Annotated in this window: 14 protein-coding genes; 3 read left to right on the top strand and 11 right to left on the bottom strand. The window is 68.8% G+C overall.

Annotation, left to right across the window (positions count from 1 at the left end; genetic code table 11):
* Positions 1-19: 19 nt before the first annotated feature.
* Genes ACE3SG_RS09270 through ACE3SG_RS09260 form a run of 3 tightly spaced genes read right to left on the bottom strand, consistent with a single transcriptional unit; the run spans position 20 to position 3521 of the window.
* A complete protein-coding gene (locus ACE3SG_RS09270; RefSeq protein WP_374564366.1) occupies positions 20-772 on the bottom strand; it encodes a FadR/GntR family transcriptional regulator in 753 nt (250 codons plus the stop codon).
* A gap of 42 nt (positions 773-814) precedes the next feature.
* Entirely contained in the window at positions 815-1741 is a 927-nt protein-coding gene (locus tag ACE3SG_RS09265; RefSeq protein WP_374564365.1) for a dihydrodipicolinate synthase family protein, read from the bottom strand.
* A gap of 37 nt (positions 1742-1778) precedes the next feature.
* On the bottom strand, positions 1779-3521 hold the full coding sequence (locus ACE3SG_RS09260; RefSeq protein WP_374564364.1) for an IlvD/Edd family dehydratase: 1743 nt from the start codon (positions 3519-3521) through the stop codon (positions 1779-1781).
* Between the two features lie 188 nt (positions 3522-3709).
* Here ACE3SG_RS09260 and ACE3SG_RS09255 point away from each other — a divergent pair, with 188 nt between their 5' ends.
* A complete protein-coding gene (locus tag ACE3SG_RS09255; RefSeq protein ID WP_374564362.1) occupies positions 3710-4792 on the top strand; it encodes an aldose epimerase family protein in 1083 nt (360 codons plus the stop codon).
* Positions 4793-4952: 160 nt separating this feature from the next.
* Here ACE3SG_RS09255 and ACE3SG_RS09250 read toward each other — a convergent pair whose 3' ends face one another.
* The 8 genes from ACE3SG_RS09250 to ACE3SG_RS09215 form a co-directional block, all read right to left on the bottom strand.
* Positions 4953-5927, bottom strand: coding sequence for a hypothetical protein (locus ACE3SG_RS09250; protein ID WP_374564360.1), 975 nt, complete (start codon positions 5925-5927; stop codon positions 4953-4955).
* A gap of 109 nt (positions 5928-6036) precedes the next feature.
* Entirely contained in the window at positions 6037-6861 is an 825-nt protein-coding gene (locus ACE3SG_RS09245; protein ID WP_374564358.1) for an HDOD domain-containing protein, read from the bottom strand.
* A 165-nt stretch (positions 6862-7026) separates the two neighbouring features.
* Complete coding sequence (locus ACE3SG_RS09240) at positions 7027-7815, bottom strand: head GIN domain-containing protein (protein WP_374564357.1); 789 nt, start codon at positions 7813-7815, stop codon at positions 7027-7029.
* Between the two features lie 123 nt (positions 7816-7938).
* On the bottom strand, positions 7939-8694 hold the full coding sequence (locus ACE3SG_RS09235; protein ID WP_374564355.1) for an arginyltransferase: 756 nt from the start codon (positions 8692-8694) through the stop codon (positions 7939-7941).
* Positions 8691-9458: a leucyl/phenylalanyl-tRNA--protein transferase gene (gene aat, locus ACE3SG_RS09230; protein WP_374564353.1), complete on the bottom strand. Its 768-nt coding sequence runs from the start codon at positions 9456-9458 to the stop codon at positions 8691-8693. Before aat ends, ACE3SG_RS09235 begins: the two co-directional genes overlap by 4 nt.
* Before the next feature lie 42 nt (positions 9459-9500).
* On the bottom strand, positions 9501-11714 hold the full coding sequence (locus ACE3SG_RS09225) for a molybdopterin cofactor-binding domain-containing protein (RefSeq protein WP_374564351.1): 2214 nt from the start codon (positions 11712-11714) through the stop codon (positions 9501-9503).
* A gap of 1 nt (position 11715) precedes the next feature.
* Positions 11716-12183 carry a (2Fe-2S)-binding protein gene (locus tag ACE3SG_RS09220; protein ID WP_374564349.1) on the bottom strand — a complete coding sequence of 156 codons (468 nt, stop codon included), beginning with the start codon at positions 12181-12183 and terminating at the stop codon, positions 11716-11718.
* A 238-nt stretch (positions 12184-12421) separates the two neighbouring features.
* A complete protein-coding gene (locus ACE3SG_RS09215) occupies positions 12422-14614 on the bottom strand; it encodes a sodium-translocating pyrophosphatase (protein WP_374564484.1) in 2193 nt (730 codons plus the stop codon).
* Positions 14615-14882: 268 nt separating this feature from the next.
* On the opposite strand from ACE3SG_RS09215, the gene ppa reads away from it, so the two are divergent.
* Positions 14883-15419, top strand: a complete 537-nt coding sequence (gene ppa, locus ACE3SG_RS09210; RefSeq protein WP_374564347.1) for an inorganic diphosphatase — start codon at positions 14883-14885, stop codon at positions 15417-15419.
* Between the two features lie 233 nt (positions 15420-15652).
* Positions 15653-18442, top strand: coding sequence for a M16 family metallopeptidase (locus tag ACE3SG_RS09205; RefSeq protein WP_374564345.1), 2790 nt, complete (start codon positions 15653-15655; stop codon positions 18440-18442).
* Positions 18443-18452 lie beyond the last annotated feature (10 nt).

Here is an 18452-nt window from a genome sequence, read left to right as displayed (position 1 = left end):
GGCCCCGCCCCGGCGTCTGTCAAAAGCTCGGGATGTTGCCCGGCAGCACCGTCGACAGGTCGTCGCCGGTTTCCTGCAGCTGCACCAGCGTGGCCTGTCGGGCGCCGAGCGGGTCGCGGTTTTGCAGCGCGGTCAGGATGGCCTTGTGCCGCGGCAGCGACAGCGCATGGGTGTTCGGGTGCTGGCTGCTGAGCTTGATCGATTCGCGCAGCGCCAGCGACAGCATGTTGCCGATGTAGGCCAGCAGCTCGTTGCCGGTGGCCTCGGCGATGCGGCGGTGAAAGGCGACGTCGGGCTCCAGCAATTCTTCGGGCGTCTTGGCGGCCTCCATGCCGGCGTAGGCCTCGGCGATTGACTTCAGCTGCGCCTCGCTGGCCAGCTGCGCCGCCAGGGCCGCGGCGGCCGGCTCGATGATGCGGCGCACCGTCATCAGCACGCCGACGAATTCGTTCTTCGGCTTGCTCTGGATCAGCCAGTACAGCACGTCTGGATCGAGCAGGTGCCATTCGCTGCTGGGCCGCACCGAGGCGCCCGAGCGCTGCTTGGACACCACCAGCCCCTTGGCCACCAGCACACGCATCGCCTCGCGCAGGACGGGGCGGCTGACCTCGTAGCTCTCGAGCAGCGTGGCCTCGCTCGGCAGGCGCTCGCCAGGCTTCAGCTCGCCCGAGACGATGCGCAGGCCCAGCTCGCGCACGATGCGCCCGTGCATGCTCTTGCCGTCCGGCTTGCGGCGGTAGGCGGAGAGCTCGGCTTGGCCTTCGATGGGCATGGCGGGTGCAGATGCGGAAAGGGGAACCCTATCACAGCGACCTCACCGGGCCCAGCGCAGCACCAGCGGGTCGAGCCGGCGTGCAGTGTCGATCAGGCCCGTGCGCACGGCGGGGTGCAGGTCGGGCCACGGGTGGCGCGAGGCGGCGCAGGCGATCACGCCGCCTTCGTGCATCAGCGCCTTGGCGGCCAGGAAGCCGGCCTGGCGGTTCTCGTAGTTGATCAGTGGCAGCCAGCGTTGGTAGAGGTCCATCGCCTCGTCGCGGCGGCCGGCGGTGTAGGCGTCCATGATCTGGCGGATGCCGTCGGGGTAGCCGCCGCCGGTCATCGCGCCGGTGGCGCCGGCGTCCAGGTCGGGCAGCAGCGTGATCGCCTCTTCGCCGTCCCACGGGCCTTCGATCGCGTCGCCGCCCAGGCGGATCAGCTCGCGCAGCTTGCTTGCGGCGCCCGCCGTCTCGATCTTGAAGTAGGCGACGTGTTCGATCTCCTGGGCCATGCGCGCCAGGAACGCGGCTGACAGCGGCGTGCCGGCGACCGGGGCGTCCTGGATCATGATCGGGATGCGGATGGCGTCCGACAGGCGCGAGAAGAACTCGCGGATCTGCGGCTCGCTGACGCGCAGCGTGGCGCCGTGGTAGGGCGGCATCACCATCACCATCGCGGCGCCCAGGTCTTGCGCGCGGCGGCTGCGGCTGGCGCAGACCTGGGTGCTGAAGTGCGTGGTGGTCACGATCACCGGCACGCGGCCGGCCACATGCTCGAGCACCGTGCGGGTCAGCGTCTCGCGCTCGTCGTCCGACAGCGAAAACTGCTCGGAGAAATTGGCCAGGATGCACAGGCCGGTCGAGCCGGCGTCGATCATGAAGTCGACACAGCGCTTCTGGCTCGCCAGGTCGAGCTGGCCCTGCGCGTCGAAGGTGGTCGGCACGACCGGGAAGACGCCGCGGTATCGGGGGTTGGGGTGGCTCATGGCGCGCTTTCTTGTGGGGTCGCTGCAGTGGCAGCGGTCAGTGTGAGTGACGCGGTACTTCGGCGCCGCGGCAGCCGACGAGGAAGTCGAAATCGCAGCCTTCGTCGGCCTGCATCACGTGTTCGACATAGAGGTGGCGGTAGCCGCCGGCGTCGGCCGGGTCGGCGACCTGGCGCGTGGCCCAGTCGGCCAGGCGCCGCGCCAGTTCGGCGTCGGGCACATCGAGCTGCAGGCGGCCGCTGTCGCAGTCGAGCTCGATCCAGTCGCCGTCTTGCACCACGGCCAGCGGGCCGCCGGCGCGGGCCTCGGGGGCGACGTGCAGCACCACGGTGCCGTAGGCGGTGCCGCTCATGCGGGCGTCGGAGATGCGCACCATGTCGGTCACGCCTTGCGCCAGCAGCTTGGGCGGCAGGCCCATGTTGCCGACCTCGGCCATGCCCGGGTAGCCGCGCGGGCCGCAGTTCTTCAGCACCAGGATCGACTCGGCCGTCACCACCAGCTCGGGGTCGGCGATGCGGGCCTTGTAGTGCTCCAGGTTCTCGAACACCACGGCGCGGCCGCGGTGCTTCAACAGGTGCGGGCTGGCGGCCGAGGGCTTCAGCACCGCGCCGCGCGGCGCCAGGTTGCCGCGCAGCACGCGGATGCCGCCGTCGGCCACCAGCGGCGTGTCGAGCGGGCGGATGACCTCGGCATCGTGGATCGCCGCGTCCTTCACGTTGTCCCACAGCGTGCGGCCGTTGGCCGTCAGCGCGCCGGGGTGGGGCAGCAGGCCGGCCTCGCCCAAGCGGCGCAGCACGCCGGGCAGGCCACCGGCGTAGTAGAACTCTTCCATCAGGAACCGGCCCGAGGGCTGCAGGTCGACGATGGTCGGCGTGTTGCGGCCCAGGCGTGTCCAGTCTTCGAGCGACAGCTCGACGCCGATGCGCCCGGCGATCGCCTTCAGGTGGATCACCGCGTTGGTCGAGCCGCCGATCGCCGCGTTGACGCGGATCGCGTTTTCGAAAGCCTCGCGCGTCAGCAGCTTCGACAGCTTCAGGTCTTCGTGGACCATCTCCACGATGCGCATGCCCGACAGGTGCGCCAGCACCTGGCGCCGCGCGTCCACCGCCGGGATGGCGGCGTTGTGCGGCAGGCTGACGCCGAGCGATTCGGCCATGCAGGCCATCGTCGACGCGGTGCCCATCGTGTTGCAGGTGCCGGCTGAGCGTGACATGCCGGCTTCGGCGGCCAGAAAGTCGTTGATCGTGATCTTGCCGGCCTTGACCTGCTCGGAGAGCTGCCACACCACGGTGCCCGAGCCGATGTCGCGCCCGTTGTGCTTGCCGTTGAGCATCGGCCCGCCGGTGACGACGATCGCCGGCACATCGCAACTGGCCGCGCCCATCAGCAGCGCCGGTGTGGTCTTGTCGCAGCCGACCATCAGCACCACTGCGTCGATCGGGTTGCCGCGGATCGCCTCTTCGACATCCATGCTGGCCAGGTTGCGGGTCAGCATGGCGGTGGGGCGCAGGTTCGATTCACCGTTCGAGAACACCGGGAACTCGACCGGGAACCCTCCGGCCTCCAGCACGCCGCGTTTCACATGCTCGGCCAGGTGGCGAAAGTGCGCGTTGCACGGCGTCAGCTCGGACCAGGTGTTGCAGATGCCGATGATCGGCTTGCCCTGGAACTCATGGTCCGGGATGCCCTGGTTCTTCATCCAGCTGCGGTACATGAAGCCGTTCTTGTCGGCAGTGCCGAACCAGGCAGCCGAACGGAGCTTGGCGGGTGGCTTCGTCATGCGGTTCTCGGGTGTTGTGTTTCTTATTTAAAGTATGACAATTAGAATGATGTATTGCAATATATGCATATTTATAGCGAATGACATGCCTTAATTGGTATGACATTTTTGAGCGGAGCGAAGCGTTGGGGCGGCCTGCCGCCCGCCGACTCGCGCGGCCCATTCGATGACCTCGACAGAATGACCCGATGAGTGAATCAACAACCTCTTGCCGCATCGACCAGCGCGAGTTCGGCCACCTGCCCGATGGCCGGGTGGTGCACGAGTACACGCTGCATGCCGGTGGCCTGTCGCTGAGCGCGATCACGCTGGGCGGTATCGTCACGCGGCTGATGGTGCCGGGCCGTGGCAGCGAGCGCGCCAACGTCGTGCTCGGCTTCGACGGCCTGGACGACTATGTCGAGCGCAACCCGCACTTCGGCGTGATCGTGGGGCGCTACGGCAACCGCATTGCCAATGCCTGCTTCACGCTCGATGGCCAGCTGCACACCCTGTCGCGCAACGACGGCGCCAACTGCCTGCACGGCGGCGCCGGCGGCTTCGGCACCCGGCTGTGGCAGGCCGAGCCGCTGCCGCAACGGCCGGGCGACAACCGCGTGGCGCTGCAGCTCAGCTACACCAGCGACGATGGCGAGCAGGGCTTTCCGGGGCGCTTGCAGGTGCAGGTGCGCTACACGGTGGCGGCCGATGCCAGCTGGCGCATCGACTACGAGGCGCGCACCGACTGCGCGACGGTGATCAACCTGACCCACCACGACTACTTCAACCTTGCCGGCGGCGGCAGCGCGCTGGGCCACCGGCTGCAGCTGGCGGCCAGCCGCTACACCGAGGTCGGCCCGGGCTTGATCCCCACCGGCGTGGCCGAGGTCGAGGGAACGCCGTTCGACTTTCGCCAGCCGACGGTGATCGAGCGCCGCATCCGGCAAGACCACCCGCAGCTGGCGCTGGGCCGTGGCTACGACCACAACTGGCTGCTGGACGGCCACGGCGACGGCCGGTTGCACCTGGCCGCGCGGCTGGAAGACCCGGGCAGCGGCCGCGTGATGGAGGTGCACACCACCGAGCCGGCGATCCAGTTCTACTCGGGCAATTTCCTCGACGGCAGCTTGCTCGGCACGGGTGGCCAGCGCTACCGGCAGGGCGACGGCCTGTGCCTGGAAACCCAGCACAGCCCCGATTCACCGAACCGGCCCGATTGGCCGAGCACGGTGCTGCGGTCGGGCGAGCTCTACCGCAGCAGCACGCTGCACCGGTTCAGTGTCGAGGCTTAGGCAACGCTGAACAAGTCCCTCGCGGGCCGCGCGTGCCTGCTTTGGGCGGTCTGCTGCGTTGCAAATCCTCGCCATAGCACAAGCTATGGCTGTGGTTTGCGCCTTGCAGCCCATCCCAAACCAGGGCGCGCAGCCTCGCGGGGACTTATTCGGCGTTGCCTCAGCAGCCGAAATCGGCCCACACCGCCGCATGCTGCGAGGCGCAGCGCGCGGCGGTGCTGACGCCGGGAAACGGCCGTTCGTTGGCGATCGAGTTGTGTTGCAGATCAGGCAGGCCGCGGCGCTCGACGCCGGCCTCGCAGAACGTGGCCTTCAGCGCGTCCGACACCAGGATGTAGTCGCGCTGCTCGTTCTGGCGCAGATGGCAGGTCCAGCGGTCGTCGGGGATCGCGAACTGCAGCGCCAGCACGTCGGACAGGCCGTCCAGCTTCAGCAGCGGCGCCAGCGTCTGCGGTGCGTGCAGCGGCGAGTCGCCCAGGTCGCCCAGCACGGCGACGAGGTCGCGGCCGAGGTCGAAGCGCTGGGCCAGACATTGCGCCACCGCGGCGGCCTGGCGGCGGCGCAGGGCGTCGCCGCCGTTGCCGTCGACATCGGCGGCGTGGAAGTGGGTGATCAGCAGGTGCAGCGCCCGCCCGTCGGGCAGGGCCAGCTCGGCCTCGAGGCAGTCGCGCTCGAACAGAAGGCCGTGTGCGTCGTGGTCGAACAGGTGGCTGCGCAGGTTGGTGATCGGCAGCTTGCTCAGCAGGCCCACGCTGATGCCGCGCGGATCCTGGCTCTCGATCAGCATCGAGAAGGGGAAGCGACCGTTCAGGTGCATGCGGTTCACCGCGTCGATCGCCAGCCGGCTTTCCGCCTCGACCAGGCATTGCACATCGGCCTGGACGGCCCGCAGCACCTGGGCCTTGGCCTGGCGGCGCTCGTCGGAGATCGACACGCGCCGGTGGCGCACGCCGCCGGCGCTGTACTCGACATGGCGCGCCAGCGCCGCGACCTGCAGCTTGCGTGGTGGGTGGGGCAGGGCGGCCAGTCGGTCCAGCAGCTCGGTGCGGCGCGCGGGCTCGGCCAGGCTCAGCGCCCGGGCCCGGCTGAAGAGGTTCTCGCAGTTGAAGGTCGACAGCCGGATCTTCGTGGCCATGTGGCGCCGCGCGCTGAGGTGGCGGGTCCTGCAACCCACTGTGCCACTTCAGGCGCGACGGACCGTCCCCAGCCGAGGGGATGACGCGGGGCGGCGAAGGCCGCAGGCCCTAGTCGTCGGCCGAGGCGTCGTTGATGCGCTGCCAGTGCTGCGCCACCGAGCGGGCCAGCGTGGTGGCGTCCAGCCCGCCCAGCGGGCCGACCTGTTGGGCGACCGCATCCGCGTCGGCCCCGGTAATGGTGGCGTCGGCCACCGCGCCCAGCGCCAGCAATGCGCGCACCGCCTGCGGCCGCTGGGCCCAGCTGTCGCGGTCGTGCGGGCGTTCGCGCACGTAGTCGGCCACGTCGCCGGCCAGGCCCCAGGCCCGGCACAGCGACGAGCCCAGCACCTCGTGGCTGAGGCCGAAGGCGGCGGTTTCCTCGGCCAGCAGGCCGGTGAAATCGGCGCTGTTGGCGTGGCGGGCGAGCATGCCGGGGTAGTCGCCCGGCGCATGCAGGCACAGCACGGCCTGGCCGCTTTGCGCGAACAGGCCGGCCGATTGGGCGCGCCAGGCATGCAGGCTGAGCGAGACCGCGGTGCGGCCCATCAGCAGGCCGCGCATGCGGGCGGTGTCCCAGATGCGGGCCATGTCGGGCGAGGGCGGAAACTGCGTGCGCAGGCCGAGCTCGAGCGTGATCGCGGCGACCTCGCGCATGCCCAGGTAGAGCACCGCCTCGGCCACGGTTTCCACGCGCCGCAGCACGCCGAACATGGCCGAGTTGACGGTGCGCACGACGGCCGACGCGAGCGCCAGGTCGCCTTCGATCACTTCGGCCACCTCGGGGATCGAGGTGTCTTCGTTGCCCATCAGCTCGGAGAGCTTCAAGGTGGCGGCCGGGCTGGCCGGCAGCTCGATGTCGAGCTGGCGCAGGTTCGAGTCGGGGCGGGTGCTCATGCTGTTTATCCCTCAAATGAGGCGCAGGCCCGAAGGCCTGCGCGAGGAGTCGGTGACAGCGATGATGGCCGGAAAGCCCGCCCAGCACAAACCGGGTCGATCGGGGCGTGGCTTATCTCACGTCGGCCGGTGGCCCACCGTGGCGTGCAGCGCACGCCTTGACGGTCAGCGCACGGCGTGCAGGTCGCCCGAGCCGACCACGCGGCTGCTGACCTTGGGCGGGTTGCCGCTGTAGGCCACGTCGCCCGAGCCGGCGATCTGCACCGACAGGGCTTCGGCCGCGTGCACCCGCACGTCGCCCGAGCCGGCGATGTCGACGCTGACGCGCTTGGCCTGCAGGTCGGCGGCGTGCACGTCGCCTGAGCCGGCCAGGTTGTAGCTGGCGTCGTCGCACTTGCCCGTGACCCAGATGTCGCCCGAGCCGGCCAGGCGGGTGGTCAGCTTGCCGAGATCGGCGTTGTCCAGCCGCACGTCGCCCGAGCCGGCGAGCGAGAGCTCGAACAGGTCGCCCTTGATCGCGCTGACGTTCAGATCGCCACTGCCGCGCAGGTCGGCCTGCGTCAGCTTGGTGAATTCGACCGTCACGTTCAGCTCCGACTGGGTGCGGATGCCGGTGTTGGGCTTGAGCTTGACGATCAGCGTGTCGCCTTCGACCGTGGTGGTGATCAGCGGGGCGATGTTGTCGTCGGCCCGCACGGTGACGCCCGGGGCGCTGGCGGGGCGGGCGTTGACGGTGATGGCGCTGTCCAGCCGCAGCTTGCTGAACGGGCCGATCGCGCGCTTGTCGTCGATCACCTTGCCCGAGCCTTGCACGGCCTTGTTGAACATGCCGGTCTGGATCTCGATCGTGGCCGCCTGGGCTTGCGGGGCGGCCAAGCCGGCCAGCGTGACCAGCACGGTCATCAACGGGGCGATCAGCAGGGCGGCGGGCTTGGCGGTGCGGCGGTGTTGCATGTCGAACTCCTGTTCTGGGATGTTCGTGATGCTACGTTTGCCATTCCGGCGCGCCAGCGGGGCGCGACAGGCCGTCGATCGGGCGGCCTGAACCGCACGAGACGCGGACAGCCCGGCTCTGTTTCAGCCTGTTTCGGCCCCTGATTGCCACTGCCCGTCCACCAGCACTTGATGGGGGCCGAACTGGTTCTTGTAGGCCATCTTCGGGCTCTCGGCGATCCAGTAGCCCAGGTACAAGTGGGGCAGTTTCATCGCCTTGGTCTGCTCGATCTGCCACATCACGCAGTAGGTGCCGTAGCTGGCCTTCACGTCGGGGTCGTAGAAGGTGTAGACGGCCGACAGCCCGTCGCTGAGGATGTCGACGATCGCCACCATGCGCAGCTCGCCCAGGCCCGCGCCCTCGTCGGGCGGCGTCGGCTCGCGGAACTCGATCAAGCGCGAGTTGACGCGCGTCTGCAGCAGGAATTGGGTGTACTGGTCGACGCTGTCGTGGTCCATGCCGCCGCCTGCGTGGCGGCCGGCCTGGTAGCGCAGGTAGAGCTGGTAGTGCTCGGGCACGAAACCGAGCCGCATCACGCGGGTCTTCAGGCCCCGGTGGGCGGCCCAGGCGCGGCGCTGGCTGCGGGTGGGCTGGAAGGTCGCGACCGGCACGCGCAAGGGCTTGCAGGCGTGGCAGTTGTCGCAATAGGGCCGGTAGGTGAACATGCCGCTGCGGCGAAAACCGCAGGCCACCAGTGCCGAGTACGCCTCGGCATGGATCAGATGGCCGGGGGTGGCCACTTGCGAGCGGGCCATGCGGTCCGGCAGGTAACTGCACGGATAAGGCGCCGTCGCGTAGAACTGGAGCGACGCAAACGGAAGCTCTTTCGGGTGGGTCACGGGGGGTTATCGGCAGCGGGTCCGTCTGACATGAGCTGAAAACGCGCCCAGCAGGCTGAATCATAGGCCCAGCGCCGGGGGGCTGGCTCGGCCACGGCCGTGCGCAAATGGGCTTCGAACGCGGCCCGCGGGATCGGCCGCGCGCCCAGGCTGGCCAGGTGGCGGGTTTGCTGCTGGCAGTCGATCAGCGCGATGCCCTCGGCGCGGCAGAACGCCACCAGCGCGGCCAGCGCGAGCTTGGACGCATCGGTGCGGCGGGCGAACATCGACTCGCCATAGAACATGCGGCCGAGGTTCACGCCGTACAAGCCCCCCACCAACGCCCCGTCGACCCAGGTTTCCACGCTGTGCACGACGCCGGCCTGGGCCAGGCGGACGTAGGCCTCGACCATCTCGGGCACGATCCAGGTGCCGTCCTGGCCCTCGCGCGGCGCACCGGCACAGGCCTTGATCACCGCCGGCGTGTCACCGTCGAAGCGGAACTCGCAGCCGGGCGTGCGCAGAAAGCGCTGCAGCGTCTTGCGCAGCGAGCGCGAGAGCTTGAACTCGGCCACCGGCAGCACCATGCGCGGGTCGGTGGTCCACCACAGCAGCGGCTGGCCTTCGCCATACCAGGGGAAGATGCCGTGGCGGTAGGCATCGACCAAGCGCGCCGGGCTGAGATCGCCGCCGGCCGCCAGCAGGCCCGGCGCATCGGTCTCGGGGCCGAGCGCCCGCGTAGTCGGCGGGAAGGGCATGTCGCCATGCAGCCAGGGCAGTTGCATGGCGACCAAGCATAGCGACCCCGCGCCGAAACGCTGGGCCTCTCAGGCCTTTTTGAGCAAAGCGGTGTCGATTGGCAAGCTGCGGATGCGTTGGCCGGTGGCGGCGAAGATCGCATTGGCCACCGCCGGCGCGATCGGCGGCGTGCCGGGCTCGCCGATGCCGCCGGGCCCCTCGGTGCTGTGCAGGATGTGCACCTCGACCTTGGGCATCTCGTTCATCCGCAGCACCGGGTACTGGTGGAAGTTGCCCTGCTCGACGCGGCCGTCCTTGAAGCTGATCTTGCCGTACAGCGCGGCCGACAGGCCGTAGACGATGGCGCCTTCGATCTGGCGCGCGATCGTCAGCGGGTTGACCGTCATGCCGCAGTCGACCGCGGCCACCACGCGGTGCACCTTGGGCGTGCCGTCTGCCGCCACCGACACCTCGGCCACCTCGGCCACGTAGCTGCCGAAGCTCTGTGCCACCGCGATGCCGCGGTGCACCCCGGCCGGCAGCGGGCCGCCCCAGCCGGCCTTCTGCGCGGCCAGCTCGAGCACGGCCTTGTAGCGCGGCTGCTTGCCGAGCAGGCTGCGGCGGAACTCGAACGGGTCTTTCTTCGCCGCGGCGGCCATCTCGTCGATGAAGCTCTCGATGAAGAAGATGTTTTGCGAGTGACCGACCGAGCGCCAGAACCAGACCTGAGGCCCGGGCTCGACGCGGCCATAGGCGATGCGCGAGTTGGCGATGTCGTAGGGGTTGTCTTCGATGCCTTCGAGCGCGAACTGGTCGACGCCGCTGTCGGGGATCTTCATGAAGCCCGACGCCGCCATGATCGACGGCGAGCCGACGTCGATCCTCAATAACGTGGGCCGGCCTTGCGCGTCCAGCGCGCCTTCGAACTTGGCGATCGAGGCCGGCCGGTAGAAGCCGGCAGCCATGTCGTCTTCACGCGTGTAGATCAGCTTGACGGGCTTGCCCGAGATCTTGGACAGCAGCGTCGCGTCGATCGTGAAGTCCGGGGCGAAGCGCCGGCCGAAGCCGCCGCCGAGCAGCATCGTGTTGACCTTCACCTTGGCCGGCGTGACCTGCGCCACCTGGCCGAGGATGCCTTGTGCCGGCCCCTGGCTTTGCGTGCCGGCCCAGATCTCGACTTCGTTACCGCGCACCCAGGCCGTGCAGTTCATCGGCTCCATGCAGGCATGGGCGAGGTAGGGCGCCTCGTAGACGGCGTCCAGCGTCTGCGCGCTGTTGGCGTGGGCGTCCTTCAGGTTGCCTTCGTCCTTGGCGATGGCCGAGGCGTTGTTGGCAGCGTCGAGCAGGGCGCCGGACACGGTGGCCGAGTTCAACGTTGCCAGGGGGCCCAGGTCCCAGGTGACTTCCAGCGCGTCGCGCCCTTGCTTGGCGGCCCAGTAGCCGGTGGCCAGCACCGCGACACCCGACGGCAGCGGGATGACCTGCTGCACGCCCTTGACGGCCTTGGCCTTGGCATCGTTGACCGCTGTGGCCTTGGCGCCGGGCTGCGGCGCGCGTGCCATCACCGCCACCAGCATGCCGGGCAGTTGCGCGTCGATGCCGAACTTGGCCGTGCCGTTGATCTTGGCGGCGGTATCCAGCCGCTTGGTCGGCTTGCCGAGGATCTTGAAGGCCTTCGCGTCCTTCAGCTTGGGCGTGGCCGGCACGGGCTGCTTGGCCGCGGCGGCCACCAACTGGCCGTAGCTGAGCTTCTTGCCACTGCTGTGGATGACCTGGCCCAGCTCGGTGCGGCACTGGTCGGCGCTGACGCCCCATTGCGCGGCGGCGGCGGCCACGAGCATTTCGCGCGCGGCCGCGCCGGCCTTGCGCATCGGCTCCCAGTGGGCGCGCACGGTGGTCGAGCCGCCGGTGGCCTGCATGCCGAACATCGGGTTGTTGTAGGCGGCGTCGACCGGGGCCTGCTCGACGCCGACTTTCTTCCAGTCGGCATCGAGCTCTTCGGCCACCAGCATCGGGATCGCGGTCAACACGCCCTGGCCCATCTCGGCCGAGCCGCAGACGACGGTGACCCGGTCATCGGGCGTGATGCGCAGGTAAGCGTTGGGGGCGAAGGCGCCGGCCGGTGCCGGGGCCACTGCGGCGCGGCCGGATTGCGGCAGCGAGAAGCCGATGACCAGTGACGTGGCGGCCGAGGCCTGCAGGAACTCGCGGCGGGTGGGGGCGTCGGCGCCTGCCGGGCCGCCCCAAAGGCGCCGACCCCCTCGGGGGGCAGCTTGCGAAGCTAGCTTGGGGGCTTGTTTCATGTCACACCCCCTTCGCCAGGTGACCGGCCGCGTCGTGGATCGCCGCACGGACCTGGTTGTAGGTGCCGCAGCGGCAGATGTTGCCGCTCATCGCGTCGTCGATGTCGGTGTCTTTCGGGCTCTTGTTCTTGGCCAGCAGCGCACACGCGCTCATGATCTGGCCCGACTGGCAGTAGCCGCATTGCGGCACATCGACGGTGGCCCAGGCCGCTTGCACCACCTTGCCGGTGGGCGTGGCGCCGACGCCTTCGATGGTGGTGACCTTCTTGCCCGCGGCCATCGACAGTGGTGTCGAGCACGAGCGCACGGGTTGCCCGTCCAGGTGCACGGTGCAGGCCCCGCACAGCGCCATGCCGCAGCCGAACTTGGTGCCGGTGAGTTGAAGATCCTCTCGCAGCACCCACAGCAACGGGCTGTCGGGCGCCGCGTCCACCGTTACTTTCTTTCCGTTCACGGTCAAGGTCGTCATCTCGTCTCCTTTGGCTGGGCTCGGGGGGAAGCGCGGGGAACGATACGAAGTCGGGCAGGGCGCGTCAAAAGGTTTTGCAATCCCCGGCGCCGGTGCTCGCCTATGCCGGCGGGCGCAAGCGGTGGCGGGCCGCCTGCGGTAGTGCGGGCGGTGCAGGCCCTGCGCTCGCCAGGCCCGGCCGCCGACATGAAAAAGGGCCGGCAAGAGCCGGCCCCTGTGATGGTTGGGAGTGAAAGCTTCAGCTGCCGCTGGCGGCCGATGCCGCCGGCATGGCCGAGGGCGCCGCCTCGGACGCCGGCATGCTGGTCGCAGCGGGCGCCGCCGAGGCCGCCGGCGCCACCACGGCCGGCTGGTCGGCGGCGTGGCTGGTGCTCGCGGCGACGGGCAGGAGCGGCACGATCAGCAGCGCCACGATGTTGATGATCTTGATCAGCGGGTTGACGGCCGGGCCGGCGGTGTCCTTGTAGGGGTCGCCCACGGTGTCGCCGGTGACCGCGGCCTTGTGGGCATCGCCGCCCTTCTTGTGCAACGTGCCGTTGGCATCGGTGAAGCCTTCTTCGATCAGCTTCTTCGCGTTGTCCCAGGCGCCGCCGCCGGTGCACATCGAGATGCCGACGAACAAGCCGGTGACGATGGTGCCCATCAGCAACCCGCCCAGCGCGGCCGGGCCGAGCAGCAGGCCCACCAGGATCGGGGCGACCACCGGCAGCAGCGACGGCACGATCATTTCCTTGATCGCCGCGGTGGTCAGCATGTCGACCGCTGCGCTGTAGTCGGGCTTGCGCTTGTTGGCCATGATCTGGCCGTCGGCGAACTGCTTGCGCACCTCTACCACCACCGCGCCTGCGGCACGGCCCACCGCTTCCATCGCCATCGCGCCGAAGAGGTAAGGGATCAGGCCGCCGATGAACAAGCCGACGATGACCTTGTGGTCCGACAGGTCGAAGGTCAGGTGCATGCCCCGCGCTTCGAGGGCGTGGGTGTAGTCGGCAAACAGCACCAGCGCGGCCAGGCCGGCCGAGCCGATCGCGTAGCCCTTGGTGACGGCCTTGGTGGTGTTGCCCACGGCGTCCAGCGGGTCGGTGATGTCACGCACGCTGTCGGGCAACTCGGCCATCTCGGCAATGCCGCCGGCGTTGTCGGTGATCGGGCCATACGCGTCCAGCGCTACCACGATGCCGGCCATGCTCAGCATCGAGGTCGCGCCGATGGCGATGCCGTACAGGCCGGCCATCGCGTAGGCCGCATAGATCGCGGCGCAGATGAAGACCACCGGGAAGGCGGTCGAGCGCATGCTCACGCCCAGGCCGGCGATGATGTTCGTGCCGTGGCCGGTGGTCGAGGCTTGCGCGATGTGCTGCACCGGGCTGAACTGGGTGCCGGTGTAGAACTCGGTGATCCACACCATCGCCGCCGTCAGCACCAGGCCGATCACGCACGAGCCGAACAGCGACATCGCGTTGACGCTGCCGCCGTTGCTCAAGGTCACCGGCGTCGGGAACATCGCCGTGGTGACGAAGTAGAAGGCGATCAGCGACAGCACGCCGGCGACGATCAGGCCCTTGTAGAGCGCCGGCATCACGTTCTTCATGCCCGGCGAGGCCTTGACGAAGGCGCAGCCGATGATCGACGCGATGATCGACACGCCACCCAGCAGCAGCGGGTAGACCACTGCGCTGACGGTGGCGCCGGTGACCATCAGCGCGCCGAGCGCCATCGTCGCGATCAGCGTGACCGCGTAGGTCTCGAACAGGTCGGCCGCCATGCCGGCGCAGTCGCCGACGTTGTCGCCCACGTTGTCGGCGATCACCGCAGGGTTGCGCGGGTCGTCTTCGGGGATGCCGGCTTCGACCTTGCCCACCAGGTCGGCGCCGACGTCGGCGCCCTTGGTGAAGATGCCGCCGCCCAGGCGCGCGAAGATCGAGATCAGCGACGAGCCGAAGGCCAAGCCCAGCAGCGGCTTCAGCGTGGTCGAGTCGACGTTGCTGCCGCCGGTGAGAAACCAGAAGAAGCCGCCGACGCCCAGCAGGCCCAGGCCCACCACCAGCATGCCGGTGATCGCGCCGCCCTTGAAGGCCACGTTCAACGCCGGGCCAATGCCTTGCGTGGCGGCTTGCGCGGTGCGCACGTTGGCGCGCACCGACACGTTCATGCCGATGAAGCCGCAAGCCCCCGACAGGACCGCGCCGATGACGAAACCGATGGCGGTCTTCGTGTCAAGAAAGAAGAAGATCAGTATCGCCAGTACCACACCGACGATCGCGATGGTCTTGTACTGTCTGGCCAGATAGGCGGCGGCGCCTTGCTGCACAGCCCCCGCAATTTCTTGCATGCGGGCATTGCCCGCGTCCTGGCCCAAGATCCAGCTGCGCTGGATGAAGCCATAAAGCACAGCCGCGAGGCCGCACGCCAGCGCCACATACAGCGCCATGGTGGTCGATATCAAAGGGTTCTCCTTCCGCTCACTGACACTTACTTGGTGCGTTGCGCCCGCAAGGCCGGGGGCATGCTTTTGGCTACCCGAAAGGGCGCGCGACGATGCTAAGGGGAAGCTTCTGCGGCCCGGCATGGTGTTTTCCTGCGGTGCAGCATGGGCGGCGGCCAGTGTCTTCAAGCCGCACGCAAAGGGCAAGGCCGCTGTCAGCAGCCTTCGTAGAATCGGGGTTTTCCCGCTCAACAGCCACTTTTCCGAGAACACCATGAGCCTGCACAACGTGACCCCCGGCGCCAACGCGCCCGACGAGTTCAACGTGATCATCGAGATCCCGATGAATGCCGACCCGATCAAGTACGAAGTGGACGAAGACAGCGGCGCCTTGTTCGTCGACCGCTTCATGGCCACCTCGATGCACTACCCGTGCAACTACGGCTACATCCCGCAGACGCTGGCCGACGATGGCGACCCGGTCGACGTGCTGGTGATCACGCCGGTGCCGCTGATCCCGGGCGTGGTCGTCACCTGCCGCCCGCTGGGCATGCTGCGCATGGATGACGAAGCCGGCGGCGACAACAAGCTGCTGGCCGTGCCGATCGACAAGATCCTGTCGATCTACTCGCAATGGCAGAAGCCGGAAGACCTGAACCCGCTGCGCCTGAAGACCATCCAGCACTTCTTCGAGCACTACAAAGACCTCGAAGCCGGCAAGTGGGTCAAGGTGCTGGGCTGGGAAGGCAAGGACGCTGCGCTCGAAGAAGTGCGCACCGGCCAGGCCAACTGGAAGACCAAGCACGCCTGATGTTTGTCAGCCCCAAGGTCCGGGCGATGCCCGGCCCGCCCCCGAGGGGATCAAGGACCTCGGGAGCGGCCCTTCGGTCCTTGACCGGCAGGGCGCCGGAGCGCCGTTTGCCTTGAGGTATCGTCCGCGCTGGCGTGCCACCTGATGGAGGTGGCCGCGGCGTCATACCGCAACGCCGCCTACGGGCGGCGTTTGTTTTGTGGCGCCGGAGTTCTCGATCAGGAGTCGAACCGATGCGCAAGATCCCGTCCGGGTGGTTGATCGCGGCCAGCGCCATGCTGGCCTGCTCGGCCCAAGCCGCCCCCGCCCGCAAGCCGCAACCCAAGACGCCGCCGCGCGGCAAGCCCGCCGCCACCGCGCCGGCCGCCCCCGCGGGCGCCACGCTGCAACCGGTGCGCAGCGTCGAGGGCATCGTCGAGTACAAGCTGCCTAACGGCCTGCAGGTGCTGCTGGCACCCGACGACGCGAAGCCCACCACCACCGTCAACCTGACCTACCGGGTCGGTTCGCGGCAAGAAAACTACGGCGAGACAGGCATGGCCCACTTGCTGGAGCACCTGCTGTTCAAGGGCTCGCCGAAATACCCCAAGGCCTGGGCCGAGTTCACCAAGCGTGGCCTGCGCGCCAACGGCAGCACCTGGCTGGACCGCACCAACTACTTCGCCAGCTTTACCGCCAACGAAGACAACCTGCGCTGGTACCTCGGCTGGCAGGCCGACGCGATGGTCAACAGCTTCATCGCGCGGCGTGACCTGGACACCGAGATGACGGTGGTGCGCAACGAGATGGAGATGGGCGAGAACAACCCATCGCGCATCTTGTTCGAGAAGACGCTGGCGATGATGTTCCAGTGGCACAACTACGGCCACGACACGATCGGCGCGCGCGCCGACGTCGAGAACGTCGACATCGGCCGCTTGCAGGCCTTCTATCACCAGTACTACCAGCCCGACAACGCCACGCTGATCATCAGCGGCAAGTTCGACCCGGCCAAGGTGGTGGCCTGGGTGCAGGCCGAGTTCAGCAAGATCCCGGCGCCCAAGCGCACGCTGCCGCACCTGTACACGATCGACCCGGTGCAAGACGGCGAACGCGCGATCACGCTGCGCCGCAACGGCGGCGTGCCGCTGCAGTTCGCGGCCTACCACGTGCCGCCCGGCGCGCACCCGGACACCGCGGCCGTCGAGTTGCTGGGCCTGGTGATGAGCGATGTGCCGTCGGGCCGGCTGCACAAGAAGCTGGTCGAAGGTCAATTGGCAGCCAACGTGTTTTCGTGGAACGCCGCGCTGGCCGACCCGGGCTTCGCGCTCTTCGGCGCGCAGCTGGCCCCGGGCCAGGACGCCGACAAGGCGCGCGACGCATTGCTGGCGACGCTCGAATCGGTCACCGCGCAGCCCATCACCGAAGAAGAGGTCAACCGTGCACGCGCCAAATGGCTGAAGGACTGGGACCTGCGCTTCTCGGACCCGGAGACCGTCGGCGTGGCTTTGTCAGAGACGGTGGCCCAGGGCGACTGGCGCTTGTTCTTCCTGCTGCGTGACCGGATCAAGACCGTGACCGCGGCGGACCTGAACCGCGTGGCAACCGAGCGCTTCCTGCGCGACAACCGCACGCTCGCCACCTACGTGCCGACCGACAAGCCGGCGCGTGCCCCCAAGCCCGCCAACGTCGACGTGGCCGAGGAGCTGAAGAGCTTCAAGCCGGTGGAAACGATGGCCAAGGTCGAGGCCTTCGATGCTTCGCCGGCCAACATCGAGGCGTGCACGCAGCGCTTCGAGGTGGCGCCGGGGCTGAAGGTGTCGCTGCTGCCGAAGGCCACGCGGGGCGATGTGGTCAACGCGCAGATCTCGCTGCGCATGGGCGACGAAGACAGCCTGAAAGGCCAGTCGACCACCGCCGAGCTGCTGGGCGCGATGCTCGACAAGGGCACCGCGAAGATGAGCCGCCAGCAGTTGCAAGACCGCATGACGGCGCTGAAGGCCGAGATCGGGTTCGGCGGCTCGGCCGACAACCTGATGGCCAACATCCTGACCACACGCGAGAACCTGCCGGCGGTGATCGACCTGGTCGCCCAGATGCTGCGTGAGCCGACCTTCCCGGCCGACGGCTTGGACGAAGTGCGGCGGCAGATCATCTCGAGCGTCGAGCAAAGCCGCAAGGAGCCCGAGGCGATCGTCGAGGACGCCCTCGACCGCCATGGCAACCCGTACCCGAAGGGCGATGTGCGCTACGCACGCAGCTTCGACGAGACGGTGGCCGAGGTCAACGCGGCGACCGTGGCGCAGATCAAGGCCTTCCACCAGCGCTTCCTGGGCGCCGGCCGCGCGCAGTTCGCCGCGGTGGGCTCGATGGACGTGCCGGCCGTGCGCGCCGCGCTCGAGAAGGCGTTTGGGGGCTGGGCACAGTCGGCGGCCGTCAAGCGTGTGCCGCACCCGCTGGTGGCTGCGCCCGCCGCTCGCCTGGCCTTCGAGACGCCGGACAAGCAGAACGCGACGATGGTCGTGCGCCTGCCGCTGCCGCTGAAAGAGCTGGACCCGGACCAGGCGCCACTGATGGTGGCCAACTTCGCCTTCGGCAGCGGCGGCAACTCGCGCCTGTGGAAGCGCATCCGCGAGGCCGAGGGCCTGAGCTACGACGTGCGCAGCGGCCTGGCCTGGAACGCCGAAGACGCCAACACCGGCTGGCAGGCCAGCGCGATCTTCGCGCCGCAAAACCGCGCGAAGGTCGAAGCGGCGTTCAAGGAGGAGGCCGAGAAGTCGATCAAGACCGGCTTCACCGCCGACGAGATCGCACAGGCCAAGTCCGGCTTGCTGAACTACCGCCGCCTTTCGCGCGCGCAAGACGGCAACCTCGCCGGCGGCCTGGTGAACAACGACTACCTGGGCCGCAAGTTCACGGTGGCGCAGCAGCTGGACGACGCGATCGCGGCGGTGACGCCCGAGCAGGCGACGGCCGCGTGGCGCAAGTACATCGACCCGCAGCGCTTCGTCAGCGCGGTGGCGGGCGATTTCAAAGGCAAGTGACGGCCGGGGC

Origin of the sequence: Ideonella sp. (assembly GCF_041914305.1) — a bacterium.
Taxonomy (GTDB): domain Bacteria; phylum Pseudomonadota; class Gammaproteobacteria; order Burkholderiales; family Burkholderiaceae_C; genus Ideonella.
The sequence above is the reverse complement of the archived record's forward strand: the minus strand, read 5'-3'. Positions and strand labels throughout refer to the sequence as shown.